The 25,205-nt window shown below is 56.5% G+C and carries 31 protein-coding genes; 14 read left to right on the top strand and 17 right to left on the bottom strand.

Annotated features, from left to right (window positions below; translation table 11 throughout):
- Positions 1–2 precede the first annotated feature (2 nt).
- The 3 genes from ACXAET_RS07265 to ACXAET_RS07255 form a co-directional block, all read right to left on the bottom strand.
- Positions 3–728 carry a hypothetical protein gene (locus tag ACXAET_RS07265; RefSeq protein ID WP_475183288.1) on the bottom strand — a complete coding sequence of 242 codons (726 nt, stop codon included), beginning with the start codon at positions 726–728 and terminating at the stop codon, positions 3–5.
- Complete coding sequence (gene parE / locus ACXAET_RS07260; RefSeq protein ID WP_475183285.1) at positions 725–2,683, bottom strand: DNA topoisomerase IV subunit B; 1,959 nt, start codon at positions 2,681–2,683, stop codon at positions 725–727. The genes ACXAET_RS07265 and parE overlap by 4 nt, the downstream gene beginning before the upstream one ends.
- A gap of 126 nt (positions 2,684–2,809) precedes the next feature.
- Positions 2,810–3,649 (bottom strand): class I SAM-dependent methyltransferase, encoded by an 840-nt coding sequence (locus ACXAET_RS07255; protein WP_475183283.1) that lies wholly within the window; start codon positions 3,647–3,649, stop codon positions 2,810–2,812.
- 116 nt (positions 3,650–3,765) lie between these two features.
- Here ACXAET_RS07255 and ACXAET_RS07250 point away from each other — a divergent pair, with 116 nt between their 5' ends.
- Entirely contained in the window at positions 3,766–4,374 is a 609-nt protein-coding gene (locus tag ACXAET_RS07250; protein ID WP_475183281.1) for a carboxymuconolactone decarboxylase family protein, read from the top strand.
- Between the two features lie 65 nt (positions 4,375–4,439).
- Here the strand turns inward: ACXAET_RS07250 and ACXAET_RS07245 are convergent, their stop codons facing one another.
- Positions 4,440–5,318: an alpha/beta fold hydrolase gene (locus ACXAET_RS07245; protein ID WP_475183277.1), complete on the bottom strand. Its 879-nt coding sequence runs from the start codon at positions 5,316–5,318 to the stop codon at positions 4,440–4,442.
- 121 nt (positions 5,319–5,439) lie between these two features.
- On the opposite strand from ACXAET_RS07245, the gene ppk2 reads away from it, so the two are divergent.
- Both ppk2 and ACXAET_RS07235 read left to right on the top strand, forming a co-directional pair.
- A complete protein-coding gene (ppk2, locus tag ACXAET_RS07240) occupies positions 5,440–6,363 on the top strand; it encodes a polyphosphate kinase 2 (protein ID WP_475183274.1) in 924 nt (307 codons plus the stop codon).
- Positions 6,364–6,456: 93 nt separating this feature from the next.
- Positions 6,457–7,821, top strand: a complete 1,365-nt coding sequence (locus ACXAET_RS07235) for an MATE family efflux transporter (protein WP_475187153.1) — start codon at positions 6,457–6,459, stop codon at positions 7,819–7,821.
- A 7-nt stretch (positions 7,822–7,828) separates the two neighbouring features.
- On the opposite strand, the gene ACXAET_RS07230 is transcribed toward ACXAET_RS07235, so the two are convergent.
- Both ACXAET_RS07230 and ACXAET_RS07225 read right to left on the bottom strand, forming a co-directional pair.
- Positions 7,829–8,230 (bottom strand): hypothetical protein, encoded by a 402-nt coding sequence (locus ACXAET_RS07230; RefSeq protein ID WP_475183271.1) that lies wholly within the window; start codon positions 8,228–8,230, stop codon positions 7,829–7,831.
- Positions 8,231–8,243: 13 nt separating this feature from the next.
- Positions 8,244–9,446, bottom strand: coding sequence for a pyridoxal phosphate-dependent aminotransferase (locus ACXAET_RS07225; RefSeq protein WP_475183268.1), 1,203 nt, complete (start codon positions 9,444–9,446; stop codon positions 8,244–8,246).
- Between the two features lie 91 nt (positions 9,447–9,537).
- Here ACXAET_RS07225 and ACXAET_RS07220 point away from each other — a divergent pair, with 91 nt between their 5' ends.
- From ACXAET_RS07220 to ACXAET_RS07210, 3 genes are all read left to right on the top strand, one after another.
- The gene (locus ACXAET_RS07220) at positions 9,538–9,930 is read left to right on the top strand and encodes a helix-turn-helix domain-containing protein (protein WP_475183264.1); all 393 of its coding nucleotides are present in this window, start codon (positions 9,538–9,540) and stop codon (positions 9,928–9,930) included.
- Positions 9,927–10,184 (top strand): succinate dehydrogenase assembly factor 2, encoded by a 258-nt coding sequence (locus ACXAET_RS07215; protein ID WP_475183262.1) that lies wholly within the window; start codon positions 9,927–9,929, stop codon positions 10,182–10,184. The genes ACXAET_RS07220 and ACXAET_RS07215 overlap by 4 nt, the downstream gene beginning before the upstream one ends.
- Positions 10,185–10,262: 78 nt before the next feature.
- Entirely contained in the window at positions 10,263–10,760 is a 498-nt protein-coding gene (locus tag ACXAET_RS07210; RefSeq protein WP_475183259.1) for a MarR family winged helix-turn-helix transcriptional regulator, read from the top strand.
- Here the strand turns inward: ACXAET_RS07210 and ACXAET_RS07205 are convergent, their stop codons facing one another.
- Genes ACXAET_RS07205 through ACXAET_RS07195 form a run of 3 tightly spaced genes read right to left on the bottom strand, consistent with a single transcriptional unit; the run spans position 10,761 to position 12,597 of the window.
- Positions 10,761–11,471 carry a DUF1194 domain-containing protein gene (locus ACXAET_RS07205; RefSeq protein ID WP_475183258.1) on the bottom strand — a complete coding sequence of 237 codons (711 nt, stop codon included), beginning with the start codon at positions 11,469–11,471 and terminating at the stop codon, positions 10,761–10,763.
- Positions 11,468–12,172, bottom strand: coding sequence for a DUF1194 domain-containing protein (locus ACXAET_RS07200; protein WP_475183255.1), 705 nt, complete (start codon positions 12,170–12,172; stop codon positions 11,468–11,470). Before ACXAET_RS07200 ends, ACXAET_RS07205 begins: the two co-directional genes overlap by 4 nt.
- Positions 12,169–12,597, bottom strand: coding sequence for a VOC family protein (locus tag ACXAET_RS07195; protein WP_475183252.1), 429 nt, complete (start codon positions 12,595–12,597; stop codon positions 12,169–12,171). Before ACXAET_RS07195 ends, ACXAET_RS07200 begins: the two co-directional genes overlap by 4 nt.
- A 175-nt stretch (positions 12,598–12,772) precedes the next feature.
- Between ACXAET_RS07195 and thyX the strand changes: the two genes are divergently transcribed.
- On the top strand, positions 12,773–13,684 hold the full coding sequence (thyX, locus tag ACXAET_RS07190) for an FAD-dependent thymidylate synthase (protein WP_475183249.1): 912 nt from the start codon (positions 12,773–12,775) through the stop codon (positions 13,682–13,684).
- Between the two features lie 53 nt (positions 13,685–13,737).
- The gene (locus tag ACXAET_RS07185; protein ID WP_475183247.1) at positions 13,738–14,046 is read left to right on the top strand and encodes a hypothetical protein; all 309 of its coding nucleotides are present in this window, start codon (positions 13,738–13,740) and stop codon (positions 14,044–14,046) included.
- 84 nt (positions 14,047–14,130) lie between these two features.
- Here ACXAET_RS07185 and ACXAET_RS07180 read toward each other — a convergent pair whose 3' ends face one another.
- Positions 14,131–14,337, bottom strand: a complete 207-nt coding sequence (locus tag ACXAET_RS07180; protein WP_008758035.1) for a cold-shock protein — start codon at positions 14,335–14,337, stop codon at positions 14,131–14,133.
- Positions 14,338–14,553: 216 nt separating this feature from the next.
- Between ACXAET_RS07180 and ACXAET_RS07175 the strand changes: the two genes are divergently transcribed.
- Both ACXAET_RS07175 and ACXAET_RS07170 read left to right on the top strand, forming a co-directional pair.
- A complete protein-coding gene (locus tag ACXAET_RS07175) occupies positions 14,554–14,871 on the top strand; it encodes an ArsC/Spx/MgsR family protein (RefSeq protein ID WP_475183245.1) in 318 nt (105 codons plus the stop codon).
- Between the two features lie 41 nt (positions 14,872–14,912).
- The gene (locus ACXAET_RS07170) at positions 14,913–15,281 is read left to right on the top strand and encodes a hypothetical protein (RefSeq protein ID WP_475183243.1); all 369 of its coding nucleotides are present in this window, start codon (positions 14,913–14,915) and stop codon (positions 15,279–15,281) included.
- Position 15,282: 1 nt separating this feature from the next.
- On the opposite strand, the gene ACXAET_RS07165 is transcribed toward ACXAET_RS07170, so the two are convergent.
- The 5 genes from ACXAET_RS07165 to thrS all read right to left on the bottom strand — a co-directional run bounded on the left by ACXAET_RS07165 (position 15,283) and on the right by thrS (position 19,959).
- The gene (locus ACXAET_RS07165; RefSeq protein WP_475183241.1) at positions 15,283–15,810 is read right to left on the bottom strand and encodes a DoxX family protein; all 528 of its coding nucleotides are present in this window, start codon (positions 15,808–15,810) and stop codon (positions 15,283–15,285) included.
- Positions 15,807–16,568: an HvfC/BufC family peptide modification chaperone gene (locus tag ACXAET_RS07160; RefSeq protein ID WP_475183240.1), complete on the bottom strand. Its 762-nt coding sequence runs from the start codon at positions 16,566–16,568 to the stop codon at positions 15,807–15,809. The genes ACXAET_RS07165 and ACXAET_RS07160 overlap by 4 nt, the downstream gene beginning before the upstream one ends.
- Complete coding sequence (gene bufB / locus ACXAET_RS07155; RefSeq protein WP_475183237.1) at positions 16,565–17,422, bottom strand: MNIO family bufferin maturase; 858 nt, start codon at positions 17,420–17,422, stop codon at positions 16,565–16,567. Before bufB ends, ACXAET_RS07160 begins: the two co-directional genes overlap by 4 nt.
- 71 nt (positions 17,423–17,493) lie before the next feature.
- The gene (locus ACXAET_RS07150; RefSeq protein ID WP_475183235.1) at positions 17,494–17,796 is read right to left on the bottom strand and encodes a BufA1 family periplasmic bufferin-type metallophore; all 303 of its coding nucleotides are present in this window, start codon (positions 17,794–17,796) and stop codon (positions 17,494–17,496) included.
- A gap of 219 nt (positions 17,797–18,015) precedes the next feature.
- Complete coding sequence (gene thrS / locus ACXAET_RS07145) at positions 18,016–19,959, bottom strand: threonine--tRNA ligase (RefSeq protein ID WP_475183232.1); 1,944 nt, start codon at positions 19,957–19,959, stop codon at positions 18,016–18,018.
- Between the two features lie 215 nt (positions 19,960–20,174).
- Here thrS and ACXAET_RS07140 point away from each other — a divergent pair, with 215 nt between their 5' ends.
- The 4 genes from ACXAET_RS07140 to ACXAET_RS07125 all read left to right on the top strand — a co-directional run bounded on the left by ACXAET_RS07140 (position 20,175) and on the right by ACXAET_RS07125 (position 23,353).
- Positions 20,175–20,924: an alpha/beta fold hydrolase gene (locus ACXAET_RS07140; protein ID WP_475183230.1), complete on the top strand. Its 750-nt coding sequence runs from the start codon at positions 20,175–20,177 to the stop codon at positions 20,922–20,924.
- Entirely contained in the window at positions 20,924–21,919 is a 996-nt protein-coding gene (locus ACXAET_RS07135; protein ID WP_475183227.1) for an alpha/beta hydrolase, read from the top strand. The genes ACXAET_RS07140 and ACXAET_RS07135 overlap by 1 nt, the downstream gene beginning before the upstream one ends.
- Before the next feature lie 20 nt (positions 21,920–21,939).
- A complete protein-coding gene (locus tag ACXAET_RS07130; RefSeq protein ID WP_475187151.1) occupies positions 21,940–22,554 on the top strand; it encodes a hypothetical protein in 615 nt (204 codons plus the stop codon).
- Between the two features lie 82 nt (positions 22,555–22,636).
- Positions 22,637–23,353: an alpha/beta fold hydrolase gene (locus ACXAET_RS07125; protein WP_475183224.1), complete on the top strand. Its 717-nt coding sequence runs from the start codon at positions 22,637–22,639 to the stop codon at positions 23,351–23,353.
- Here the strand turns inward: ACXAET_RS07125 and ACXAET_RS07120 are convergent.
- Positions 23,344–23,928: a DUF6151 family protein gene (locus tag ACXAET_RS07120; RefSeq protein ID WP_475183222.1), complete on the bottom strand. Its 585-nt coding sequence runs from the start codon at positions 23,926–23,928 to the stop codon at positions 23,344–23,346. The two genes, ACXAET_RS07125 and ACXAET_RS07120, sit on opposite strands and share 10 nt — an antisense overlap.
- Before the next feature lie 2 nt (positions 23,929–23,930).
- Positions 23,931–25,202, bottom strand: a complete 1,272-nt coding sequence (gene phaZ, locus ACXAET_RS07115; protein ID WP_224889365.1) for a polyhydroxyalkanoate depolymerase — start codon at positions 25,200–25,202, stop codon at positions 23,931–23,933.
- Between the last annotated feature and the right edge of the window lie 3 nt (positions 25,203–25,205).

Below are 25,205 nucleotides of genomic sequence, written 5' to 3'. Positions count from 1 at the left end.
GATCAGAAAGGAACAGATTCAACCTTAGATTTTGTTTGGATAACTTCTTTTCCATTCAAGCTGAAAGTTTGAATTTTTATTCGGCCCATCTGGTTTTCGGTAGTAAGCGTTAGTTCGTGGATATGTTCGAAGTCCTTTTGCTTGGTTGTTTTGTCAAATTGAATACTGAAAGTGGCTTCACCTCCGTTGGGGACCGCTCTAAATTCCACAGGGTAAATTTTTTCAATTTCTGGAGATGTAGATAGAGCGACTCTGGCCGCTGGCTTGCCAATGTTGGTGATTTTATATTTGTAGTGCCTGTTGCCTGAAGTTTGTCCTCCTCCGTTCTGAGCTACAACTAGATGCGGCAGCTCTGCCTCTTGTCTAAGCCATGAATTCTCTTTGAATGCAGCTTCGTCGATCTCAAGTTGACGCTGTGTTACGCCAACCATAGCCTTTTGTTGTTCAACAGAATTCTTCAACTCACCAGCTTGGATGTTTAGAGCTTCCACACTTGCTCGTAGTTCTTTACCTTGTTGAAAAAAGCCCAAAACAAGCCAAAAAATCGCCAGTGGTCCAAATGCGCCAGCTAAAAAGTCTCCCAGTTCATTGAGTGACAGCGGTTTGAATTGGATGATTCCAAAAAATGCTGAGGCTGGAATGCCGCCTAACAATATGATCAGGTACACCCAAGTCGCTTTGAGGCCAAATTGACTTAGGTCTTTGTCAGAAAGTGATTTTGAATTCAAACATCCAGCTCCTCCACAAACCGCGCGTTTTCCTGAATATACTGGAACCGCAGTTCGGGTTTTTTGCCCATCAGGCGCTCGACAAGGTCGCCGGTCTCGCCGGGTTCGTCCTCGTCTATGGTGACGCGGATCAGTTTGCGGGAGGCCGGGTCCATCGTGGTCTCTTTCAGGTCCTTGGCGTCCATCTCGCCCAGACCCTTGAAGCGCGAGACGTCGATCTTGCCCTTGCCGCCCAGACCTTTCTCAAGCCACTCGTCGCGCTCGGCCTCGTCCAGACAATAGACGCGCTTGGCGCCCTGGGTCAGGCGGTAGAGGGGCGGGCAGGCGAGGTAGAGGTGGCCCGCGTCGATCATCGGGCGCATCTGGGTGAAGAAGAACGTCATCAGCAACGAGGCGATATGCGCCCCGTCCACATCCGCGTCGGTCATGATGATGATTTTGTCATAGCGCAGGTCGTCGACGTTGAACTTGGTGCCAAGGCCCACACCCAGCGCTTGCGTCAGGTCGTTGATCTCGGCATTGGTGCCAAGCTTGGAGCTGGCCGCGCCCAACACGTTCAGGATTTTGCCGCGCAGGGGAAGCAGTGCCTGTGTCTTGCGATCACGGCCCATCTTGGCGGAGCCGCCCGCCGAGTCGCCCTCGACAATAAACAGTTCAGTGCCTTCGCGGGTCGAACTGGAGCAATCCACCAGCTTGCCCGGCAGGCGCAGCTTTTTTGTGGCCGATTTGCGGGCGGTTTCCTTTTCCTGACGACGGCGCAGGCGTTCCTCGGCCCGCAGGATCAGGAAGTCGAGGATCGCGCCCGCGGATTTTGTATCAGCGGCCAGCCAGTTGTCGAAATGGTCACGGACCGAGTTTTCGACCAGCCGCTGCGCCTCGACCGTGGCGAGGCGGTCTTTGGTCTGGCCAACAAATTCCGGCTCGCTGATAAAACAGGACACCAGTGCGCATCCGCCCGTGATCAGGTCATCGCGGGTGATCTGACCGGCCTTCTTGTTGTTGATGAGTTCGCCATAGGCTTTGATCCCCTTGAGGACCGCGGCCCAGAACCCGGCGACATGGGTGCCGCCTTCGGGCGTGGGGACCGTGTTACAGTAGGACTGGATGAAACCGTCGCGCGAGGGCGTCCAGTTGATCGCCCATTCGACCTTGCCCGGAGTGCCGAATTTCTCCTGAAAGTCCACGGTGCCAGCAAAAGGCTGCTCGGCATAGGTGGACGAGCCGTTCATCGTCTCTTTCAGGTAATCCGATAAACCGCCGGGGAAGTGGAAGGTCGCCTCGGTTGGGGTTTCGCCGTCGTCGATGGCGGACTTCCAGCGGATTTCGACGCCCGAGAACAGGTAGGCTTTCGAACGGATGGATTTAAACAGGCGGGCCGGTTTGAAGCGGTGATGGCCGAAGATGTCCTCATCCGCGTGGAAAGTGACAGTCGTACCGCGCCGGTTTGGGGCCGCGCCGACTTTTTCCACTGGGCCAAGCGGGATACCGCGCGAAAAGCGTTGTTCGAAAAGGGTTTTGTCCCGCGCCACCTGCACGACCATGGAATCCGACAGCGCGTTTACGACCGAGGCACCCACGCCATGCAGACCACCCGAAGTCTGGTAGGCCTTGCCCGAGAACTTGCCGCCAGCGTGGAGGGTACAGAGGATCACCTCCAACGCGGATTTGTCGGGAAACTTCGGATGCGGGTCGATCGGGATACCGCGCCCATTGTCGCGCACCGTCAGGGCGTAATCGGCGTGCAGCTCGACCTCAATCCGGTTGGCGTGACCGGCGACCGCTTCGTCCATCGAGTTGTCTAAGATCTCTGCCACCATGTGGTGCAAGGCGCGCTCATCCGTGCCACCGATATACATGCCGGGGCGTTTGCGAACCGGTTCAAGACCTTCGAGCACTTCGATGGAAGAGGCGTCATAGGTAGTGGTCGCGCTGGGCGTCAACAGATCGTCGGGCATTGTGCTGCTCATGTTTATAGATTGTCTCTTATTATGGCAGGTGATGTGGTCCGGGGGAAGAGGGGCCCGAGGTGTTGTGGGCCAGTGATCGTATTAGGCGCTGTTAAAATGAGGCTGAAAGGAAGGTTATTGAGGTTTTTCAGCCGCTAACCTTACGCCGCCAATCCGCCGTTGTTTCACATCGCTGACGAATTGCGCGTACATCTTGAGGAATTCATTCCCTTTGGACGGGTTGCCGGCGCGTTCGGCTTCTGCGTCCAGCGTTTGATACATGCTGAGCCGCCGCGCCAGAATTTCGCCCCAGGACGCCGTCACATCATCCGCGGAGATAACGGTAAACCCTGCCTGTTGCAGGTGGGCTGTGTACTCTGGGATGCTGAACAAAGATTGGCACGCAAACCGCTGGCGGTAATTTTCGAACTCATCATCCGGCAGGGCAGAATGCATCACCCAGTCAGTAAAGGCAAATCTGCCACCCGGACGCAGGACGCGAAACACCTCGGACAGGGCTTTGGCTTTGTCGGGAATGTGCAGAAACGATTCCTGACTGACCGCCGCGTCAAATCGGCTGTCGTCAAACGGCAGGTCCAATGCGCTGCCTAAAACGGGGTGTACTTTATCCTGTAGCCCAACCAACGTGTTCAGCTTACGGGCTCCGTCGACGCGGTTGGGGCTGATGTCGATGCCTGTCACGTCAACGCCGCGCTCGGCCGCATACCAGCGCGCGGGACCGCAAAGCCCGGAACAAACGTCAAGAACGCGGTCGCCCGATTTCATCCCAGCCTTGTCTGCCAGCCGGTCATTTGCATTCAGACCATCATAGTGGTCCTGATCGTAGGGATAGAGATCCTGTGGCCGAACCGCTGCGGGCAGGCCGTGATCCCTCGACAGCTTTGTCAGGATATGCGGTGCTGAGATCGGGTGGTTGGCATACCATTCGGCGACAGTTTTTTCCGTCATTTCCATGCGATACTCCCTCCCTTACGTTTGGTTAGAATAGCTTGGCATGGAGTGTTGATCCAGATTCGTGCCAAATCGGGCAGAGTGAAGCTGAGACAGATAAAAAATAGGACTGAGAGCGAATGAGCTGGATAAAGACTGTTCCGTTTGACCAAGCCACAGGCAAGCTGAAAAAATTGTATGAGCGGGTTACGGGGCCAGACAACAACGTGGACAATATCATGATGGCGCATTCGTTGCGGCCACATTCGATGGAAGGCCATATGGTGCTGTACAAAAATGTCCTGCACCATTCGGCCAACCAGGTCCCGAAGTGGTTTCTTGAGGTCTTGGGTGTTTGGGTCAGCTCTCTGAATCAGTGCGCCTATTGCGTTGAGCATCATTTCAGTGGGTTGCAGCGACTTTTGGGTGATGCGGCGCGTGGGGATGCAATACGAGCCGCGATCGAGGCGCAACGGCCCGAAGAGGCCCCCCTGGACGCGGCGCAGGTTGCGGCGATGAGATATGCGCGCAAACTGACCAAAGCGCCGGGGGACATTTCGGAAGCGGATGTGATCGCATTGCGCGAGGCCGGTTGGGATGACGGTGAAATCCTGGAGATCAACCAGGTCTGCGCGTATTTTTCTTACGCGAACCGCACGGTTTTGGGATTGGGCTGTTCGACCAAGGGCGACGTTCTGGGGCTTTCGCCGAACAACTCGGACAACCCGGACGATTGGGGTCATCGGTGAGGTCAGGGGCGAGGGGCCAGCCCCTCGCGCTCCCCGGGATATTTGGGGCCAGATGAAGGGTCTGGTCAGCCATTTGAGATCCAGCTCAGGATGGCATCTGCGACGGCCTGTGGTTTCTGGTGGTGCAGCCAGTGGTCGGTGTTTGGGATGTTGATGCGGGTCACGTTGGGGGCAAACACCTCAAGGCCTGCGGTTGCCTCAGGCAAAAGGGCTTTGTCCTCAGGCCCCCAAAGCAGAAGGTGCGGACATCGCACCATGAGGCGCTCTGTCGGCAGGTCAGGCAGGTCAGTGCGCGGCACTCCGGGTTTCGCGACGACAAGAGGGGATGCGCGGTACCAATTCAACATCGCCTCAAGCCGGCCTGGCCGGGACCATTCGGTGCGGTACGCGCGCATCCGAGACTCTGATAGCCAATCGACGCCCATGCCGTGACGAAAGAAACCCTCAAGCTTGGCAAAGTTGTTTGACGAGAAACGCGCTGTCGCATCCGGTTTGCGAAACGCGTTGATGTATTGCGATGCCTTGGATTGCGCCCCTCCGGTGGCCATAGCCCGCTGAAACGGTACCGGGTGGACACCGTTGGCGATGATCAGGTGGCTGACCAGATCGGGTCGGAACATGGCCAGCCCATAGGCAACCGATGCCCCCCAGTCGTGACCCAGAACGGTGAGAGGTGTCGTAAAGCGCTGGGCCAGCGTTGCCATGTCAGAGACCAGCTTTGACAGCGTGTAGTTCTCGGCACCTTCCGGGCACCAGCTTTGCCCATAGCCGCGTTGATCCGGGGCAAGGCAATGAAACCGGTCGCACAGATACGGGGCCAAATCGCTCCACGCCTCGCCGTATTCGGGAAAGCCATGCAGCATCAGCAAGGGTGGCAAGTCGGGTTTTCCCCAACTGCGCAGATAAAAGGACCGGCCGTTCAGGTCGATGAAGTGTGCATCCATGCTTTGACCTCTCGCAGGTAACCTCACTGAGTTGCAGAAATTGTCAACTTGACCCGCGTCAAAGCGCAGAATCGCGTCTTCTGCTAGGGGTTCGATCGGATAACAAAAAAGGAAAAACTGAATGGACGCCGCGACACCAATCGAACAAGCAGACCTGATTGTCGAAATTACCCCAGCACCCACATCTGAGCCATTGCAGCCCAGCCCCGAGCGTATTCGGCAGGCATTCGAAAGCGGCAAATACCCTTATGGCCGCAAGATGGCGCGCAGCAGCTATGAGGCGCAGAAAGCCCAATTGCAGGCCGAGTTGCTCAAGGTGCAGCTTTGGGCGCAAGAGACCGGACAGCGGTTCGTACTGTTGTTTGAAGGGCGCGACGCCGCGGGCAAAGGCGGTACGATCAAACGGTTTATGGAGCATCTTAATCCCCGTCAGGCGCGTGTCGTCGCCTTGAACAAGCCCACGTGGGAGGAGAAGGGGCAGTGGTACTATCAGCGCTATATTCAAGAGCTTCCCACCGTCGGTGAAATGGTCTTTTACGACCGCTCTTGGTATAATCGTGCAGGTGTTGAGCGCGTGATGGGCTTTTGCTCGCCCAATGAATATCTGGAGTTCATGCGGCAAACGCCTGAATTGGAGCGGATGTTGGTGAGATCCGGGATTCAGCTGTACAAATACTGGTTCTCGGTCACTCAGACAGAACAGCAACGCCGTTTCAAGAGCCGTGAGACCGACCCGTTGAAACAGTGGAAATTGTCACCGATCGACAAGGCCAGCCTTGATAAGTGGGACGACTATACCGAGGCGAAAGAGGCGATGTTCTTTTATACCGACACCGCCGATGCGCCCTGGACCATTGTGAAGTCCAACGACAAGAAACGTGCCCGCCTGAACACAATGCGCCACTTCCTTTCGACGCTGGACTATCCTGACAAGGATCAGGACATTGTCGGGCAACCTGATCCGTTGATCGTCGGGCAGGCGCATCACGTCATTCACCGGTCCGAGCACATTCTGGGAAATACCCTCCACCCTGATGGGCGTTGACAAGCGGCGTCGGCTCATCGCGTAAAGAGCTTGTTCTGAAAATTCATTGATCGCCTCTTGTCCCGGCCTTTGGCCGGGCATATGGCTGAGGCGATGAACAAGGTCATGACATATCGCGGACATTTCCGGGCCATAGCTGTGTTGGGTCTGCCGCTGATCGGCGGACATCTGGCGCAGTTCGCGATTGGTTTGACCGATACGATCATGCTGGGTTGGTACGGGGTCGAGGCGCTTGCCGCCGTAACGTTGGCCAGCAGCTACTTTTTCGTGCTCTTCCTGTTCGGAGCCGGATTTGGATGGGCCGTGATGCCCATGGTCGCAACCGCAGCGGCAGAAGAGGATGAGACCAGCATCCGACGCTCAACCCGTATGGGGTTGTGGTTGTCGTTGATCTATGCGGCGCTGATGATGCCCCTTTTGTGGTGGTCCCACCCGATCCTGATTGCGTTGAAACAGGAACCGGAAGTTGCTGAAACCGCGTCGAAATACTTGCGGGTTGCGGGTTGGGGGCTGTTTCCCGCGCTGATTGTGATGGTTTTGAAATCCTATCTGGCCGCGCTGGAACGCACCCAGATCGTTTTGTGGATCACTGTCACCGCTGCTGTAGTAAATGCGGTTACGAACTATGCGCTGATCTTCGGCAACTGGGGTGCACCGGAACTGGGTGTTATGGGGGCAGCTATCGCCTCGGTTCTGACGCAGATCGTGTCCTTGGTTTTTGTTGTGATCTACGCTGTGCGCGTTTTGCCCGAGCACAACCTGTTTCAGCGTTTCTGGCGTCCGGATTGGGAGATGTTTGTAAGCGTTCTGCGCCTTGGCGTGCCAATTGGCCTGACCACGCTGGCTGAGGTCAGTTTGTTTGCGATGTCGGCCATCATGATGGGCTGGCTGGGGCAGGTGCCGCTTGCGGCGCATGGGATTGCACTGAACCTCGCCTCGGCCACATTCATGGTTCATCTGGGCCTGTCTAATGCGGCAACGATCCGGGCCGGGAACGCTCTGGGTCGGCGAGATCGTCCACATCTGGAAAAGGGTGCCATTGCAGTGACGGGGATGTCTTTGGTTATGTCCGTGCTGACGGTTGTCCTGTTCCTGACTTGCGCCGAGCCGTTGATTTCACTGTTCATGGAACCTGACGATCCGTTGCGGCCCCAGATTCTGGCTATTGGTACTGGCTTGTTGGCGATGGCCGCGTTGTTCCAGTTGGTGGATGGTGCACAGGTGATCGCGTTGGGCCTGCTGCGCGGCTTGCAGGACGCCAAGATTCCGATGGTGATGGCAGGGCTCAGCTATTGGGTTGTGGGGATTCCCGCGTCTTACTATTTCGGCTTCGTTCAGGGTATGGATGGAATCGGAGTTTGGCTGGGCCTCGTCCTTGGCCTCGCCTGTGCTGCGGTTCTGCTTATGGCACGGTTCTGGCTCAGATCGGTTCGTAGGATAGCTGTACCAGCGGAATAACGTTCGTTTAGCCCTTGCTCAGACGGTCTGCCTTTTTGCGCACCAGTACCGTACGCAGATCGTGCATCGCCAGCAGCAAACGGTCGGTAACATCCTCAAGCTGCTGATCCGTGGCCTTTGATTGTGCCCATTGCGTGGTTAGGTTCAAATAGTCGACGGCGCGGTGGATATCGTCGATATCACGCTGCGCCAACAGGGCTTTGCGTTCGGCCATCCATCGCGCGATTTCAGCCTGATCGGCTTCGCTGAGTGTGCGTTGGCCCTGCGGCTTTACCTCGCCATTGCGGATATTGATGACCGCGATCTGATCCATCTCGATCCGTCGCTGGCGGTTTTCAGTGTCGATCCTGAAAACGGCCGCGCCATTCTCGCGGATTCGAAAGTAATATTCGGGCAGTTCGGCGGTCATCAAGATCTCCGGATCAGGTTAGCGATGCGCAGAAGCGCTGGATGCGGGTGCAGGCCTCGGTCAGAGCCTCGTCCGACGTTGCATAGCTGACCCGGAAATTCGGAGACAGACCAAAGGCTGCACCAAATACAACGGCAACGTCCGCTTCTTCCAGCAGAGCAGTGACGAACGCTTCGTCCGAGTCGATCAGCGTGCCCGCCGGGGTCGTTTTGCCGATCAGCCCGGCGATGGACGGGTAGACATAGAACGCACCCTCAGGTGTCGGGCAGGTGATACCCTCGATCTTGTTCAACATGCCAACCACAAGATCGCGACGACGTTTGAACGTTTCATTATTCGGGGCCAGGAAAGACTGTGTGCCATTCAACGCCTCGATTGCGGCCCATTGACTGATCGAGCAGGGGTTGGACGTTGACTGCGACTGAACCTTGCGCATCGCAGCGATGATCTCGACCGGTCCAGCAGCATAGCCGATGCGCCAGCCGGTCATGGCATAGGCTTTGGACACACCGTTGCAGGTCAGCGTCCGGTCATAAAGGCTTGGTTCGACCTCTGCCGGAGTGCAAAACTTGAACCCGTCATAGGCCAGGTGTTCATACATATCGTCAGACATGATCCAGACATGCGGATGGCGTTTCAACACATCGGTCAGCGCCTTCAACTCATCGCGGTTGTAGCCGGCACCGGTTGGGTTTGACGGAGAGTTGAAGATGAACCACTTGGTCTTTGGCGTGATCGCGGCTTCAAGCTGTTCGGCGGTCAGTTTGAAGCGATTTTCAAGCGTCGTTTCCACGATGACCGGTGTGCCCCCGGCCAGCAGGACCATATCCGGGTAGCTGACCCAATAGGGGGCCGGAATGATGACCTCGTCACCGGGGTTAACCGAAGCCATGAGCGCGTTATACAGCGTCTGTTTGCCACCGGACCCGATCGAGACTTGTGCGGGCGTGTAATCCAATCCGTGATCACGCTTCATCTTGGCGCAGACGGCTTGTTTCAACTCAGGTATGCCATCAGGAGCGGTGTATTTGGTTTTTCCCGCTGCGATGGCTGCAACGGCTGCGTCCTTGATGTTTTGCGGCGTGTCAAAATCCGGCTCACCTGCGCTCAGGCCAATAATGTCGCGCCCGGCTGCTTTTAATTCGGCGGCCTTGGCCGTTATCGCCATCGTGGGGGATGGTTTTACGCGTGACAGTGTCGCAGACAGGAAACTCATTGGAGGCCTCGGTTTGTATGTTCAACCTGTCTGTCATAGGGTGCGCCAGAATGACGATCAAGCGATATGAAAAACTGGATTGGAGGCGCCGATGAATGACGAAAATGACTGGTTTGGACCAGAGGCGGCAACATTGGGCGACCGGCTGGCGGGTGCGCGCGAAGCGGCGGGTATGACACAATCTCAATTGGCGCGCCGTCTCGGGGTCAAGAAAGCGACGATTGCAGCCTGGGAAAACGATTTGTCCGAACCGCGCGCGAACCGGTTGTCGATGATTGCGGGGATGGTCAACGTCTCGATCATGTGGCTCCTGACTGGTGAGGGCGAGGGCATGGAAGCCCCGATCGAAGACGGCGAAACAAATCTTGAACTGGGAAGTGCGGTGGCAGAGCTGCGTGCGATCCGCGGCGAGATGCGCGCCTGCGCTGAACGAACCGCCCGGCTAGAGAAAAAACTTCGCTTGATGCTGGAGCAAGGAAAGTGACCGAAACACGGGACGTCATGATCAAGCGCATGCAGATGCGTTCGATGCGCCGCGGGATCAAAGAGATGGATCTAATCCTATCTGCCTATGCACAGCGCAATCTGGCGGCGATGGACGCGGCCGGTCTGGATTTGTACGACGCGCTGCTTCATGAAAACGATCAGGACCTGTATCAGTGGGTCACAGGGCAGGTGCCTTCACCCGAAGCCTATGCGGATCTGATTTCAGACATCGCTCAAACTTTTCAAAAATAAAAGAAATTTCAGTTTAACCGATTCTTCGGGAATTCGTTTCATGCTGCCTGAAACTGCGCGACTGAATCGGAGGGTCGGATGAGTATGGAAATGCAGGTCTCTGCGCCGGCAATCAAGGGTTTCATGACCAGCTATCTTGAGGCGCTTGCTTTGGTTGAGCGGCTGCACCGGTTGCTGTTGGACGTCATCAAGGATGAGTTCGAGCGTGTCGGCGTATTGGAGATCAACGCGGTCCAAGCCCTTTTGCTATTTAATATCGGCGATCATGAGGTAACGGCTGGCGAACTGAAAAGCCGAGGGTATTACCAGGGCAGCAATGTCAGCTATAACCTCAAGAAGCTTGTCGAAATGGGCTATATGCACCATCAACGTTGCGAAATCGACAGGCGTTCGGTCCGCGTTCGGCTGACACCGCGCGGCCGGGAAATCCGCGATATAGTCTCTGACCTGTTCGCCCGCCATGCCGAAGGGTTGCAAACCCGAGGGGTTTTGGGGCTGGAAGGTATCGACGACATCACAACATCTCTGCGCAGGGTGGAGCGCTACTGGACTGACCAAATCCGCTACATCTACTGATCAGCGGCGCGCGTCGGACAAGACCAGCCCTTTGAGTTCTCGCATCAGTTTCCGGGTCATGGCATCTTCGAAGGCATCGAACCCCAAGGCGACCTCCACAAAGGCCTTTGGGCCGAGAATGACCCAGGTATTATAGTAGGCAGACAGCTCTCCGACTTGTACAAAACGCTCGTCACCGCGGCTTGGATCGTCTGCACCTATGACCAGACCATTGATGGTTATTCCCGAGGATTGGAGCGATTGCTTAGCATCTCGCGGGTGAGTCCCAACGTTGTGTTTGCCGTCACCAGAAAGATCCAGTGTCCGCTGCCAGCACCCTGCCTGCTGAAAAAGCAGTTCAGCCCCGTACAGCATCGCTGCCCCAACAGCAGTCCCCTGTGGCGCGGTACTGCGCTGCGTGTTGGTCAGCACCAAAGCGATCTGTTCAAGGTCTGCTTCCCTTCGAATAGTAGTCCAGTCCAGCAGCAAACGGTGATGACCGGGCTCGCTCCACTCAAAGATCGCAAGCCGTACAGGCGGGGCGGCTTCGGCCAGGATCAACTGAGTAACTTCCGGTTTACGCAATGCCGCCGCCAAACCGTCCACTTGCAAGCGGTATTCAGCATTATCCACGGACCCGGATACATCTAGCCCCAAAGCCAAGGCTTGACGACATTCTGCAGCGGCCGACCCGGCAATCACACTCAGGAACGCCGCCAAGACCCGCATCATTTTGGCGCCACCTCCTGCAATGCGCCGATTTGCAAGCCGGTCAACTCGCGTTCCAGTTTGCGTCGCATGGCACGTTCAAAATCTTCAAATCCCTGCGCAATTTCAAGAAAGGCACCGGGGCCGTACAGAACGTTGTTTTCGAAAAACGGGATCAGGTACAATTCGCCTTCAAAATCGGCGGCGTTGATGACCAGCCCGTTAACAACTGTGTTCTCGAAGGGGAAATGGCGATAGGCCGAAGCTGGCCCGTACCCGTCATTGTTTGACCCGTCGCCGGAAAGATCAATGGTCTGGAACAGGCAGGCTGGCGCTTGCTGCATCAATGTGGCGCCAAAAGCCAGAGCATACCCCATCGCCGTGGCCGATCCACTGTCAGAACGAACCGATTGCTGCACGGTCGCCGCAGCCGCCAAAAGATCAGCCTGGGTGTCTATCATTGTCCAGTTCAGGATAATGCGCTGGTTTGTACGCCCGCTCCATTCATACACGGCCAAGGCGACGGGCATGGGGGAAGAAAAGAACGCCTGTGATACCTCTGGGGCGACCAGAGCAGCAGCCAAACCCTGCCGTTGCAATGCGTCCTCTGTCGCATCTACCGAGGTAGAGATATCCATGGCCAATGCCAGGGCAAGGCGGCAGGTTTCAGCCCGAAGCGGGTTGGCCAAAGCAGCCAACCCCATTGCTGTCAGCCACCGACTCACCAGTGGCCGGTGCTTTCCATGCTGGCCCAAGGCTCTGCGGGCTCTAGCGCATCCCCGTTTTGCAGCAGTTCAACCGAAATATTGTCGGGTGAGCGTATAAAGGCCATCCGACCGTCCCGCGGCGGGCGATTGATCACCACACCGTTGTCCTGAAGGTGCTGGCAGGTCTCGTAGATATTGTCGACGCCATAGGCGAGATGACCGAAGTGACGGCTGTCGCTGGGCAACGCGTCGTCCCCATCCCAGTTGTACGTCAGTTCGATCGGCCGGTCCTCTTGCCCCGGAGGCGCCATGAAGATCAGCGAGAACCGCCCTTGTTCACTATCATAGCGGCGCGTTTCCTTCAGACCCAGGAGTTCGTAGAACGCCATCGACTTCTCCAGATCCTTCACGCGGACCATGGTGTGAAGATATGTCAGCCCCATAGTGGCTTCCTTTCTGTTCAGGTAATAAAGGGCACCTTAGCGCGCGGACCAAGAGTGTCGAGGGGCAGCAGGGACACAATTTTGCGTTACAGGAAATGAGCGCACATATCGCGGTTCCGGTCGAAGAATTGCCGATATATAGTGGTCAGCGACTCATTGCTGGAAAGGAAATTTCATGCCGCTGTCTTCTGACCAACTGGCCGAGATCGAAGCGCAACGGGCGCAATCGCATCCCACACGCCGCGTTGTGGCTGCGGGTATGGAAGAGCACCTGTATACGGCGCATCAGGTGCTGGATCACGGGTTTGTGCGTGTGATTGACTATATGGGTGATGACGCGGCGATCTGTCAGGCGGCACGGGTATCATACGGCAAGGGCACCAAATCCGTTCAGAATGACGAAGGCTTGATCCGCTATCTGATGCGTCATTGGCATTCGACCCCGTTCGAGATGTGTGAGGTCAAGCTGCACGTCAAATTGCCCGTATTTGTTGCCCGGCAATGGATTCGCCACCGTACCGCGAATGTAAACGAATACTCTGCGCGCTACTCGATTTTGGATCGTGAATTTTATATCCCGGCACCCGACCACGTGGCAGCACAGTCCGAAGTCAACAATCAGGGCCGCGGCTCTGCTTTGGAAGGTGAAGAGGCGGCACGGGTTCTGGATATCCTTAAGGCGGATAGCGCGCGCTGCTATGACAATTACGAAGCAATGATCAGCCAAGATGGACAACAGGGGTTGGCACGTGAACTGGCGCGGATGAACCTGCCCGCCAATATCTACACACAGTGGTACTGGAAGGTGGACCTGCACAATCTGTTCCACTTCCTGCGTCTGCGGGCCGACCCGCACGCCCAATACGAAATCCGCGTCTACGCCGAGACGATGTGCAAGATCGTCGCCGACTGGGTGCCGTTTGCCTACAAAGCGTTTGAGGATTACCGTCTGGGCGCGGTCAATCTTTCAGCGCAAATGGTCGACTGCCTGCGTAGGATGCTGGCGGGTGAGGCGGTGACACAGGAAAACTCCGGAATGACGGCGCGGGAATGGCGTGAGTTCGAGACGGTTATTCGAAAGGCGTAATTTCGCATATCGCTTGTCTATACAGATCGTCGTAAAACCGTTACAAACGAGGTATGATCCGAACTGCTGCGATAAGTATGGTCTGCCTGTGCCTGACGTTGGTACCGGCAGCATATGCAAAATCCCCGATTGCCGAGGTGATTTGCGAGCCAACTTCTCATATGCACGAAAAACTGACCCGCCAATTCCGCGCAAAACGTACAGCAACCGGCGTCCGCAGCCCTGAGCAAGTGATGGAGGTTTGGACGAGCAAATCAGGGGATTGGACGATGGTTATGACCTATGCCACCGGAACTTCATGTATCGTCGCGATGGGTCACGACTGGTACACTCATGCCGCCGACGACCCGGCACGAGGGTAAGGTGCTTTGACCTTTTGGGAAGCGGTCAACGGCCGTCAATTGGCCGTTGGCCTGTTTTGACCGCCCGCTCTGTGCGGGGCTGTTTTACAACGGCTTCAAATCAGCTGCCATTTGGCGACCGTCACGTCCGTCTTGTAACTCGTACGAGACTTTCTGATTGTCAGCCAGCCCAGTCAGCCCAGACCGTTCAACGGCCGAGATGTGAACAAATACGTCCTTGCCGCCTTCATCAGGCGCAATAAAGCCGTAGCCTTTAGTGGTATTGAACCATTTCACGGTGCCAGTTGGCATTTCCCGTGTCTCCTTCTACTTGCACGTTGTCCCACAAAATTGGTGGGGGCAGTGATTGACGTCGCCGCAAATTATGGCCGTTCCGCACATGCGAGACAGCCCAAAATGCGTATTTCGTCTTTTTCAACATTGCACGGTAAAGTAAAAAATCAAGAATTACCGACGTGCGCGTAGAAAAATGCTGAAAATTCAATCAAAAAAGGGAAGACCCAAGATATGCGCCTTTTTGGCCTGAAAACCTGTGATACCTGCCGTAAGGCTTTGAAAACACTTCCAGATGCCAAATTCTTCGACGTTCGCAGCGACGGCGTGCCTGAGAATGTGCTGCAACAGGCACTGGATCGTTTCGGCGAGGCTTTGCTCAACACGCGGTCAACAACGTGGCGCGGATTGGACGATACTCAGCGCGCGCGGCCGCCGCTAGAGCTGCTTGCAGATCATCCAACCCTGATGAAGCGCCCTTTGATTGAGCGTGACGGTGAGCTTTTCCTGGGATGGTCGCCGCAGACACGGGCAGGTCTTGGCGTCGAGTAAACGGGTAACTATGTGAATTGTCGCAAGTAAGAGGGTAATGAATGCGCAACGCAGCTATGATTTTGGGCGTGATCGCCGGTCTGATCGGTATGATCGTTGGCTTTTTCGGCTATGGATACGTCGAACTGATCGACCGGTACGGAGAGATCGAGGGTTTTGCCGAGCAGGTGGACAACGCGCAGGTCATACAGATCGCTTCGATCATCGCGCCGTTGCTCGCAATTGCCGGGGGTGCGATGGCCCATGCACGGGCGCTGGTTGCAGGCGTGTTGTTACTGATTTCAGCAGCCGGGATGTACTATGCGTTTGGCTTTAACGCGTTTACAATGTTCCCGGTGGCGTTCGCAGCCGTGGCTGGCCTCCTTGGGCTAGCCGCGGGTAAACCGGACCAGCCCAAGGCGCATTTTTAGATCACTTGATCTTCAGGATACGGTCCAGCGAAAGCGGACCGGCGCCGTTGATGACGATCACCAGAAACAGAAACGACCAGATTGTACGATCGTCCAGCAAGGTCGTCGCATTGGTAAAGTAGCTACCCAGCGCAGCACCATGGCCGGTGACGTCCACAATAGTCTGTACCCAGACAAATGCGAGCATACCCAAAGCTGCAAAGCGCGACAGAAGGCCAACAACGATCAGTGCTGGCAGCAGGAATTCAGCCCAGGTGCCAGCCAGAGCGATCGCCCAGTGAATAATGCCCAGTTGCGAGCTGTCATAGCTGACCGCTTCCATCGCCTTTGGGAAGATCTGTACATAGGCGCCGTCGGACGGGAACAGGAAGCCAAAAAACCCGTTGCCCAGTTTCGTCATCGCGGAGTTCCAGTAGTACACCAGCAGTGTTGCTGCAAAGACCACCCGGGCCAATGTCGGTGTCAACCAGTCAGCGGTCAACTCCAGTCGACCCAGAGTATTGTTGTGTAATGAGATCAGGGCAGTCATTTTGCCAGCCTTTCGATAATCACAGAAGTTATTGCGCCGCCTTGTAAAAGAAGCGCCAGAGTGGCCCCAAGGTCAAACTCGGGGGATTGTGCCGCTGTTTCTTCAAACGCGACACCAATGGTTTTTCCGGCCTGGAGGCCCGCAATCCATTGAGCACCACCAGCAGGCAATTGCTGTGGAAGCGGGTCATAGTCGGGTCGGGTGATCAGAACGTCTTGGGCACCAGGTTCGGGTTTTGGTGCGCCTTCTTCGGAGTTGAAGCGCCAGATGGAATAAATTGGCCAGTCAGAGCGCAGAACCTGCATCGAAGGGGCAAATTCCAAGCGCGCGTTCATGATATCCTCGGGTGGAAGCGCCAGCGCATCCGCCGGTGCGGCCTGACTATCCGCAGCGTGGTAGGCGCGACGCAGGGCCAGTTCCAGCCGTGCAATGTCGGGCAAGTAGCCAAGGTGTGAAAGCTGCTCCATTCCGGCCAGGAAGTCCGGGAATGCCTCGCCATAGAACATCATCAGCGGTGATGAGGGCGGATGCCGGCGCAGGAAGAGTCCGGACAAGCCATCCATGTTTTGCGCGCCAAGCAATTTCGCAATCACAGGAAAGGCCTGATGCATCGCTTCTGTGAGCGAAGCCGCCACGTTGTTCCGATATACGTTGAATCGGCGCCCAGCGGGGTGTGCGGCAGCGTCCAGAAGCCCTTCTGGGATGGCTGCTGAGGGGTCCAGCAGCGCAGAGTGAAAAGCTGTCTGTGAGACGCTCATGCTGGAACTCGATCCAGTGCCGCCTGCGCGCGGTCCGCTTCATCCCGCAATACGGGCCAGTCAGGGACATCGGTGTCCCATTCAACCAGCAATGGTTTGGGGCCTGACTTGTCAAGAACATAGTCCAGCAGCGCCCAGACCGGGTCAACAACCTCACGCCCGTGACTGTCGATCAACAAGGGGTGGCCGTGGTCATCCTGATCTTCATCATGGCCGCCAAGGTGAATTTCGCCAACTTTGTCCAAGGGATAGGCGTCGATATAGCCCTGCGGCGAGAAATCCAGGTTGGTGGCCGATACGAACACATTGTTTACGTCCAGCAACAATCCGCATCCCGTACGCTGTGAGACCTCGCGCAGGAAATCAGGTTCGGACCACGAACTTTCCTCGAACGCGAGATAGCTGGAAGGGTTTTCAAGCAGCATTTGCCGCCCCACAACCTCTTGCACCTGATCAATGTGTTCACAGACGCGGGCCAGCGTTGCGTCCGTGTAAGGAAGGGGCAAGAGATCGTTCAGGAAATGGCTGTCATGCGTAGACCAGGCCAGGTGTTCGGAAAAACTGGCAGGGTCCAGCCAGCCGACCAAATGCTTCAGACGTGCCAGATGCTCGGTATCCAGCGGACCTTCCCCCCCGATTGACAGGCCGACGCCATGAACTGAAATCGGGAACTGTTCGGAGAGGTGCCGTAGTTGGGCAAGAGGCCGCCCACCATCGCCCATATAGTTCTCGGCATGAATCTCTAGCCACGCAACGGGTTGCGCCTGTTCAAGTATCTGCGCGAAATGCTGTGGTTTGTATCCAACGCCCGGCGCGGCGGGCAGACGGTTTGACCTAAGTGCATCATCCAACATTGCCAGATCCTCGACTACGAAGAAAAAAGGGCGGGCGTTTTGGCCCGCCCCTGAATTTTTAGACCAAGTTCTTATGCCGGCAGGTCGCGCTCTTGTGCTTCCAGTGAGCCTTTGCGCGGAGTGCCATCAGCTTGTGCCGGGAGTTCGATATCTGCGCAGGTGCCTGCATCAACGAGGGTCCATGCGTTGCCCTGATAGTCGACAGTCGAAGTGCCCGCGCAGGTGGTGCCGGGACCGGCGGCACAGTCGTTTTCACCAGCCAGCGAAATGCCGTAGCACTTTTCTTTGGCCTGAGCGGTTGCGGTGGTTGCGCTGCCTGCAACTGCTGCTGCTACGGCGCTTGCGATAACTAGGGTTTTTGCTGTGTTCGACATCTCGGTGTTCCTTTTGGTGACTGCGTATGTCTGTTTTAACGATAACAAAGGTAATGGCTTGTCGGGCAGAGTTAAATTCACGAGCCCGTGTCTCACAAGCCCGTCAGGACAAGTCATGCCCTATTGCAAGTTAACAGACTGTTTTAAAATTGAAAAATGACAAATATTTCAACCCGGCCCCAAAATCAGGGCCGGATTTCCGGCAATTTGCTGCCAATGTTACACCAGATCAGGCGGGGTGGCGGCTTTGGAAAGCTCGTTTGTTACAGCCTCAAGCGATTGAACCTGCGTTTGTTTTTCACCCAAACGGCGGACTGTCACCGTGCGTTCCTCGACTTCGCGGTGACCCACGGCCAGGATAACCGGAACCTTGCTGACCGAGTGTTCGCGGACCTTGTAGTTGATCTTTTCGTTGCGAATATCCGCTTCGGCGAGAACACCGGCAGCCCTTAAGGTCTGGACCACCTCGGCCACATAGTCATCCGCTTCGGATGTGATGGAGGCGACAACAACCTGACGCGGCGCCAGCCAGAACGGCAGCTTGCCTTCCCAGTTTTCGATCAGGATGCCGATGAAACGTTCCAATGACCCAAAGAGCGCGCGATGTAGCATCACGGGTGCACGTCGTTCGCCAGAAGCGGTCACATAGGTCGAACCGAAGCGCTCTGGCAGATTGTAATCCACTTGAAGGGTGCCGCATTGCCAATCACGACCAATGGCGTCGCGCAGCACATATTCCAACTTAGGCCCGTAAAATGCGCCTTCGCCTTCAAAGATCGTGTAGGCGAGCCCCGCCTGATCCAGGGCCGCTTTCAACGCGCCTTCGGACAGATCCCAGCTTTCGTCGCTGCCAATCCGATTCTCGGGCCGCGTCGAAAGTTTGATGTGCACATCGTCAAATCCGAAGTCCCGATAGATCGAAAGCACGAGGTCGTTAACCTTCAGGCACTCTTCGGTCAGTTGCTCAGGCGTGCAGTAGATATGCGCGTCGTCCTGAGTAAAACTGCGCACGCGTAACAGCCCGTGAAGCGCTCCGGACGGTTCGTAGCGGTGTACCTTGCCGAACTCACTGATCTTCATTGGCAGGTCGCGATAGCTTCGAACGCCATGATTGTAGATCAGCATGTGACCGGGGCAGTTCATCGGCTTCAGTGCATAGTCCCGGTCGTCGTGGGTTTTGGCGAGGAACATGTTGTCCATGTAATTGAACCAGTGACCGGAGGTTTCCCACAAGGCGCGGTCCATGATGTCGGGTGAGTTCACCTCGACGTAACCTGCTGCTTCCTGCCGCCGGCGCATATAGCCGATCAGAGTCTGGAAAATGCGCCAGCCGTTTGGGTGCCAGAAGACCGACCCGGGCGCGACCTCTTCGAAATGGAACAGGTCCATTTCACGACCAAGCCTACGGTGGTCGCGCTTGGCTGCCTCTTCCAGCATATGTAGGTGAGCTTTCAGCTTTTCCTTGCCGGTAAAGGCCACCCCATAGATACGTTGCAGCATCGGGCGATTACTGTCGCCGCGCCAGTAGGCCCCTGCAACAGACATCAGCTTGAAAGCATCAGCCGGAAGTTGGCCGGTGTGCTGCAAATGCGGGCCACGGCACAGATCCTGCCAATGGCCGTGCCAGTACATGCGCAGCGGCTCATCGCCCGGAATCGATTCGATCAACTCGACCTTGTAGGGCTCATTGTTGGCTTTGTAGAACTCGATTGCGCGGTGACGGTCCCAAACCTCGGTGGTGACGGGGTCGCGCTTGTTGATGATTTCTTTCATCTTTTTTTCAATGAGGCCAAGATCTTCGGGCGTAAAGGGCTCTTCGCGGTCAAAGTCGTAGTACCAGCCGTTTTCGATAACGGGACCGATAGTGACTTTGGTCGCGGGCCAGATTTCCTGTACGGCACGGGCCATGACATGCGCCAGATCGTGGCGGATCAGTTCATTGGCCTGAACCTCATCCTTCATGGTGTGGATGGCGATGTCGGCATCCGCCTCAATCGGCCATTGCAGATCCCAGTGCTGACCATTCACCGTGGCCGAGATCGCCTTTTTCGCCAGCGAGGTTGAAATGTCGGCAGCCACCTGCGCCGGCGTAACGCCTGCGTCGTATGATCGTGCATTGCCATCGGGAAAGGTGAGTGAGACGGATTTTGCATCCAGGGCCATATCGGCTCTCCTCGTCGGTTTGGCGCCCACTGAACGCCCGGTTGCGGGTTATGTGTGTTCGGCCCATGTGGCAGGTGGTGGCGTGTCTGTCAAGGGCGGTGGCGAGGGGCCAGCCCCTCGCGCTCCCCGGGATGTTTGAGGCCAGATGAAGTTGGATCCGGGAATTGCGCTTGGGCGCGTTGCGTGCATGATGCTGCAAAAGAAAAGAGGGTTTCATGGCAGTAGCGGAAATTTTGGAAACTTCGCAGGGACGGCGGTTGGCCTATCACAAGAGTGAAGGGGCCGGTCCGACCATTGTTTTTCTGGGCGGTTTGAAATCGGATATGGAGGGCACCAAGGCGGTGCATCTTGACGCCTGGGCGCAGGCGCGCGGGCAGGCGTTCCTGCGGTTTGATTATTCTGGCCACGGCGAAAGTTCTGAGGCGTTTACTGATGGCTGTATCGGGGATTGGCACGAGGATACGGTTGCTGCTGTCACTGCACTAACTGACGGGCCCTTGATCGTTGTAGGATCATCTATGGGGGGGTGGCAGGCGCTGTTGTTGGCCAAAGCGATGCCCGAGCGGTTTGCAGGCATGGTCACTATCGCCGCTGCACCGGACTTTACCGAGGATGGGTATTGGGCGTCCTTCAGTGATGAGCAAAGGGCCGCGCTGGATAGCGTCGGTCACGTTGAATTGCCTTCGGACTACATGGAGCCGTACATCATCACCAAACGAATGATCACGGATGGGCGGCAGCGCCTCGTGTTACGTGACCCATTGAACTTGCCATTTCCGGTGCGTTTTTTGCAAGGAACGGCGGATACGGCAGTGTCAACGGAAACGGCCGTGCAGTTGCTGAACCACGCGACTGGACCGGATATGCAGCTACTTTTGGTTAAGGATGCGGATCACCGGTTTTCTGATGGTCCCTGCTTGAGCCTGATCGAACAGGCCGTGCTTGAAGTCATGGGGAGAGGCTGATGCAGCGTTTCGGGTGGCTTCTTGGGCGCGTGCTGCTTGCGCTGGTTGCGATTGGCGGGCTGGTCTATTGGCTTGGCCCGCGTGAAGAGGTGAACCTGAACCCGCGCTTCGATCCGCGCAAGTTCGGCGAAGGTGTCCAAGTCTATTTCGAAAGTACCGAGTCTGCCTATGACGACATCGTTCCGGGCGTCGAAAAGCGCGTGATCTGGCAAGACGGCTTTGAAGAGCAGCGCACGCCGGTATCGGTGCTCTACGTTCACGGCTTCTCGGCCTCGTCCGAGGAAATCCGCCCGGTGCCCGATTTGGTGGCTGACGCGCTGGGGGCTAACCTTGTTTATACCCGCTTGCAAGGCCACGGGCGACAGGACGGCGATGCCTTGGCCGAAGGAACGGCATCGGGCTGGATGGATGACATGGCCGAGGGTTTGGCAGCAGCGCGCGCGGTAGGGGATAAGGTTGTTGTCATCTCGACCTCGACCGGTGGTACCCTGGCCGTAGCTGCCGCGTTGGATGAGGAACTGAATAAGGACGTGGCCGGGATTGTCTTTGTCTCGCCCAACTTCGGTGTGAACACGCCGGGTGCCTGGATTCCGGGTTTGCCTTGGGCGCGAAGTTGGCTGCCGATGGTGATGGGGGAAACCCGCGATGTCTCGGGCCAGGACCCTGAAAAGAACACGTACTGGACATCGGTTTACCCGTGGGAGGCGGTGGTTCCGATGACTGCGTTGGTCGAAACCGTCTATGCGCTGGACGTGTCGGAGGCCAAGTTGCCGGCGTTGTTTTGGTTTTCGGATGACGATCAGGTGGTGCGGCCAGATCTGACCCACAAAGTGGCCGAGGCATGGGGTGGCCCTGCGACGGTAGAGCTGGTGACCATGGGGCCGGGGGATGATCCTGCATCGCATGTGATTGCGGGGCGGCTGATGTCTCCCGGGCAGACTGACGCCGCTGTGGCGGGTATTCTGGAGTGGCTGAACGGGATAGGTATAGAGTAGAGATGCGTAAACCGGGCAGCATGTGGAGACTTGAGATGCTCGGCCGCGTGCGTCTGTCAAAGCACTTTTTTTTGCGGGATTTCCTGTATTCAGAGATCGGGAATTTCCATAAAAAACAGAACCTTCCCGACAATCCTGATCTTGCCATCGAAACTGGGCGAGCGTTGTGTCAAACCTTGCTTGACCCGCTGGAGGAAACCTTTGGGCGGATCGCGGTCCGGTCCGGGTATCGCTCACCCTCTTTGAACCGGTTCGGGAATGAAAACCGGTTGAACTGCGCCCGCAACGATAACCCGCTAGAGTGTCACATCTGGGACAGGGGGGAGGGCGACGCGCGCATTGCCGGAGCCTCGATTGTTATTCCGTGGTTTGCCGACCAATACGATGCCGGGCGCGATTGGCGTGATCTGGCGTGGTGGATGCATGACCATCTGGACTATTCCGAGATCTGGTTCTTTCCCAAGCTCTGCGCCTTTAATCTGGTTTGGCGGCCCAAGCCGCATCGTCGCATCGACAGCTATATCGCACCGCGCGGCTGTCTGCTGCGTCCCGGAGAGGAGCCGGGTGAAAACCAAAAGGCACGCCGCGAAAGATATTCGGATTTCCCACCCTTTCGGGGGATTTCCTATCCCTGAAGTTTAACTTGCCCGGTGGTGCAAAACCTCTCATCCTGTTGGAAAAGGCTATTCGAATATCTGAAGTGTTACGAGGCCCCGCGTGATCGAGCCGCTGGTTTTACTGCCTGAAATGATGTGCGATGCACGTCTATTTGAACCTCAGATCACCTGCTTGTCACGATCCCGCGCCGTAACAGTTGCACCGATTTCACTAGGCGAACGCGTCGAAGAAATTGCATCGGCCCTGCTGGACCAGTTGCCACATCGGTTTGCGCTGGGCGGTTTGGGTATGGGCGGTGTTGTTGCATTAGAGCTTATTAGGCGCGCACCGGATCGGGTGTCTCGGCTGTGTCTGATGGCGACCGATGCACAGGCTGATACCCCGCAGGCAGCGGCCGCGCGAGAGGAATTGTTGGTCGGAGCCAAAATGGGCCGGCTCGAAGAGGTGATGCGCAAGATCATTGGGTCTGAGGCGTTGGCGCCGGGACCTCAGCGCATTCCAATTCTGAATGAGGTTGTTTCGATGGCGCAGGAGGTCGGACCTGAGGTTTTTGAACGTCAAATCCGAGCCATGCAAAGACGACCGGATCAGCAGGGTGAATTAAGACATATCAAGGTGCCAACACTGGTGCTTTGCGGCGCATATGACACGATAACACCGCAGCGAAAGCACGCTTTCATGGCTGAACTCATTCCAGATGCGGAGCTTAAGATTGTGGATGAGGCTGGGCACCTTCCAACGCTTGAAGCAGCGCAAGTTGTAAGTAAGGCGCTGACGGAATGGCTCAGTATCCCGGTGAGGGCTGCCTATGTATAGAACTTTGCCCGCTCAGCCTTGCTGAGAATGATTGGTTTGGCGACTGGCTCACCGCTGTCACAATCAAAGAACGGCGTGTTTTTCCAACTTCTGGACACCCAGGACTTGGTGAGGCGCCTGAGCATCCCGACCGCCGCATAACGTAGGTTTTCGTGTTTCTGCTTACCGTCTGGCTGGGGCACAAATCCGCGCGTGGTCACTGGGCCGAGCCCGCCGGGGTCGACGAACCGATTTGCGATAAATCCGGCAAACGGAACCTTGACCGTGCGCGCGGTGGTTGCGAGCGGCGCGTTGCAACACTTCGCATACCAGCGCAGCATTCCGTTGGGACTGAGTTGCATCAACGCAAGATACTCAGCCCCCTTGTCGATCCGGATTTCTTCCGGGCTCATTTGCAGGATATCGACAGGGCCGGGGGCCGGATCAGGTTGCCCAAAATACAACTGGGCCGCGCGACAATCATGGCAGAAACAGCTGACATGAGTGCCAGATTGCACGCCGGCAGCCGTGATACGCCCTTGCAACGCGCCGCAATCGCAGGAGAAGGCCATTCCCTCACCCGCGGTTGAACTCATCTTTAAGCGACTTTGTTCTTGTTGGCGGCCCGCCGACGCGGTTTGCGCGTATTGGCGTTCATGAAATCAATCACCAGCGGCCGGATATTGTCGCGCCAGCTGCGACCAGCGAAAATACCATAGTGGCCGGCTCCGGGTTCGACATGGCTGGCCTTTTTCGTATCCGGAAGACCGGTGCACAGATCAAGGGCCGCGATACACTGGCCAGGGGCCGAGATATCATCATTCGCGCCCTCGACGGTTTTAACCGCGACATCGGTGATCTTGCCGATATCCACCTTGTGACCAGCAACGACAAATTCGTTCCGGGCAATCTCGCGGTTTTTAAACACGCGCTCGACTGTTGAAAGATAGAATTCTGCGGTCATATCCATGACGGCGAGGTATTCGTCGTAAAACCGGTTATGCGCATCGTGATCCGAGGCCTCACCCCGCATAACCCGCTGAATCTGATCAGAAAACGCTTTGGAGTGGCGTTCCGCATTCATTGACATGAAGGACGCCAATTGAAGAAGACCCGGATAGACCATCCGGCCAACGCCTTTGTATTTGAAACCGACGCGCTGGATCATCGTCTCTTCCAGTTGCCCCATCGTGACACGACGCCCGAAATCGGTGACATCGGTCGGCGTGGCGTCCGGGTCGACGGGTCCGCCAATCAAGGTCAGGGTGCTGGGTTGCGCCTTTGGCTCGACCTCAGCCAGGTAGGCAGTTGCGGCCAATGTAAGAGGTGCAGGTTGGCAAACGGCCACAACATGCGTGTCAGGGCCAAGTTCTTTCATGAAATCGACAAGATAGAGTGTATAGTCCTCTACATCGAATTTACCTTCGGACACGGGAATGTCGCGCGCATTATGCCAGTCAGTTATATAGACTTCGCAATTTACCAACAGGCTTTTAACCGTCGACCGAAGCAGAGTGGCATAGTGGCCGGACATCGGCGCAACCAAAAGCACCTTGCGCGGCTGCTCTTCGCGGCCGTTCACACGGAAATGCACAAGGTCGCCAAACGGACGTTCAACAACCGTGGTGACGTCGACAAGGTGGTCCTTCCCATCTTCGCAGGTAAAGGTGCGAATGCCCCAGTCCGGTTTGACGACCATGCGCTGGAACGTACGCTCGGTCACTTCGCCCCAGGCGGCCATCATGCTAAAGACAGGATTGGGCGCCATAGAGAAAGCGGGGTAAGATGCCATGGCGCTGGCGGTTGCACCCATCCATTGGTTGGTGTTGCGCACCGTCTCCATCAGGTCGTATGTCATCATATAGCGCATGGG

The sequence above is a fragment of the Ruegeria sp. AWH4_226 genome (genome assembly GCF_056159225.1).
Note: the sequence above shows the minus strand (reverse complement) of the source record. Positions and strands in the feature narration are given on the sequence as shown.

What these genes read in the sequence shown, in the direction of transcription:
- parE (WP_475183285.1), bottom strand. Translation starts at nt 2,683, where the DNA reads ATGCCCGACGATCTGTTGACGCCCAGCGCGACCACTACCTATGACGCC.
- ACXAET_RS07255 (WP_475183283.1), bottom strand. Translation starts at nt 3,649, where the DNA reads ATGGAAATGACGGAAAAAACTGTCGCCGAATGGTATGCCAACCACCCG.
- ACXAET_RS07250 (WP_475183281.1), top strand. Translation starts at nt 3,766, where the DNA reads ATGAGCTGGATAAAGACTGTTCCGTTTGACCAAGCCACAGGCAAGCTG.
- ACXAET_RS07245 (WP_475183277.1), bottom strand. Translation starts at nt 5,318, where the DNA reads ATGGATGCACACTTCATCGACCTGAACGGCCGGTCCTTTTATCTGCGC.
- ppk2 (WP_475183274.1), top strand. Translation starts at nt 5,440, where the DNA reads ATGGACGCCGCGACACCAATCGAACAAGCAGACCTGATTGTCGAAATT.
- ACXAET_RS07235 (WP_475187153.1), top strand. Translation starts at nt 6,457, where the DNA reads ATGAACAAGGTCATGACATATCGCGGACATTTCCGGGCCATAGCTGTG.
- ACXAET_RS07230 (WP_475183271.1), bottom strand. Translation starts at nt 8,230, where the DNA reads ATGACCGCCGAACTGCCCGAATATTACTTTCGAATCCGCGAGAATGGC.
- ACXAET_RS07225 (WP_475183268.1), bottom strand. Translation starts at nt 9,446, where the DNA reads ATGAGTTTCCTGTCTGCGACACTGTCACGCGTAAAACCATCCCCCACG.
- ACXAET_RS07220 (WP_475183264.1), top strand. Translation starts at nt 9,538, where the DNA reads ATGAATGACGAAAATGACTGGTTTGGACCAGAGGCGGCAACATTGGGC.
- ACXAET_RS07210 (WP_475183259.1), top strand. Translation starts at nt 10,263, where the DNA reads ATGAGTATGGAAATGCAGGTCTCTGCGCCGGCAATCAAGGGTTTCATG.
- ACXAET_RS07205 (WP_475183258.1), bottom strand. Translation starts at nt 11,471, where the DNA reads ATGATGCGGGTCTTGGCGGCGTTCCTGAGTGTGATTGCCGGGTCGGCC.
- ACXAET_RS07195 (WP_475183252.1), bottom strand. Translation starts at nt 12,597, where the DNA reads ATGGGGCTGACATATCTTCACACCATGGTCCGCGTGAAGGATCTGGAG.
- thyX (WP_475183249.1), top strand. Translation starts at nt 12,773, where the DNA reads ATGCCGCTGTCTTCTGACCAACTGGCCGAGATCGAAGCGCAACGGGCG.
- ACXAET_RS07185 (WP_475183247.1), top strand. Translation starts at nt 13,738, where the DNA reads ATGATCCGAACTGCTGCGATAAGTATGGTCTGCCTGTGCCTGACGTTG.
- ACXAET_RS07180 (WP_008758035.1), bottom strand. Translation starts at nt 14,337, where the DNA reads ATGCCAACTGGCACCGTGAAATGGTTCAATACCACTAAAGGCTACGGC.
- ACXAET_RS07175 (WP_475183245.1), top strand. Translation starts at nt 14,554, where the DNA reads ATGCGCCTTTTTGGCCTGAAAACCTGTGATACCTGCCGTAAGGCTTTG.
- ACXAET_RS07170 (WP_475183243.1), top strand. Translation starts at nt 14,913, where the DNA reads ATGCGCAACGCAGCTATGATTTTGGGCGTGATCGCCGGTCTGATCGGT.
- ACXAET_RS07165 (WP_475183241.1), bottom strand. Translation starts at nt 15,810, where the DNA reads ATGACTGCCCTGATCTCATTACACAACAATACTCTGGGTCGACTGGAG.
- ACXAET_RS07160 (WP_475183240.1), bottom strand. Translation starts at nt 16,568, where the DNA reads ATGAGCGTCTCACAGACAGCTTTTCACTCTGCGCTGCTGGACCCCTCA.
- bufB (WP_475183237.1), bottom strand. Translation starts at nt 17,422, where the DNA reads ATGTTGGATGATGCACTTAGGTCAAACCGTCTGCCCGCCGCGCCGGGC.
- ACXAET_RS07150 (WP_475183235.1), bottom strand. Translation starts at nt 17,796, where the DNA reads ATGTCGAACACAGCAAAAACCCTAGTTATCGCAAGCGCCGTAGCAGCA.
- thrS (WP_475183232.1), bottom strand. Translation starts at nt 19,959, where the DNA reads ATGGCCCTGGATGCAAAATCCGTCTCACTCACCTTTCCCGATGGCAAT.
- ACXAET_RS07140 (WP_475183230.1), top strand. Translation starts at nt 20,175, where the DNA reads ATGGCAGTAGCGGAAATTTTGGAAACTTCGCAGGGACGGCGGTTGGCC.
- ACXAET_RS07135 (WP_475183227.1), top strand. Translation starts at nt 20,924, where the DNA reads ATGCAGCGTTTCGGGTGGCTTCTTGGGCGCGTGCTGCTTGCGCTGGTT.
- ACXAET_RS07130 (WP_475187151.1), top strand. Translation starts at nt 21,940, where the DNA reads ATGTGGAGACTTGAGATGCTCGGCCGCGTGCGTCTGTCAAAGCACTTT.
- ACXAET_RS07120 (WP_475183222.1), bottom strand. Translation starts at nt 23,928, where the DNA reads ATGAGTTCAACCGCGGGTGAGGGAATGGCCTTCTCCTGCGATTGCGGC.
- phaZ (WP_224889365.1), bottom strand. Translation starts at nt 25,202, where the DNA reads ATGCGCTATATGATGACATACGACCTGATGGAGACGGTGCGCAACACC.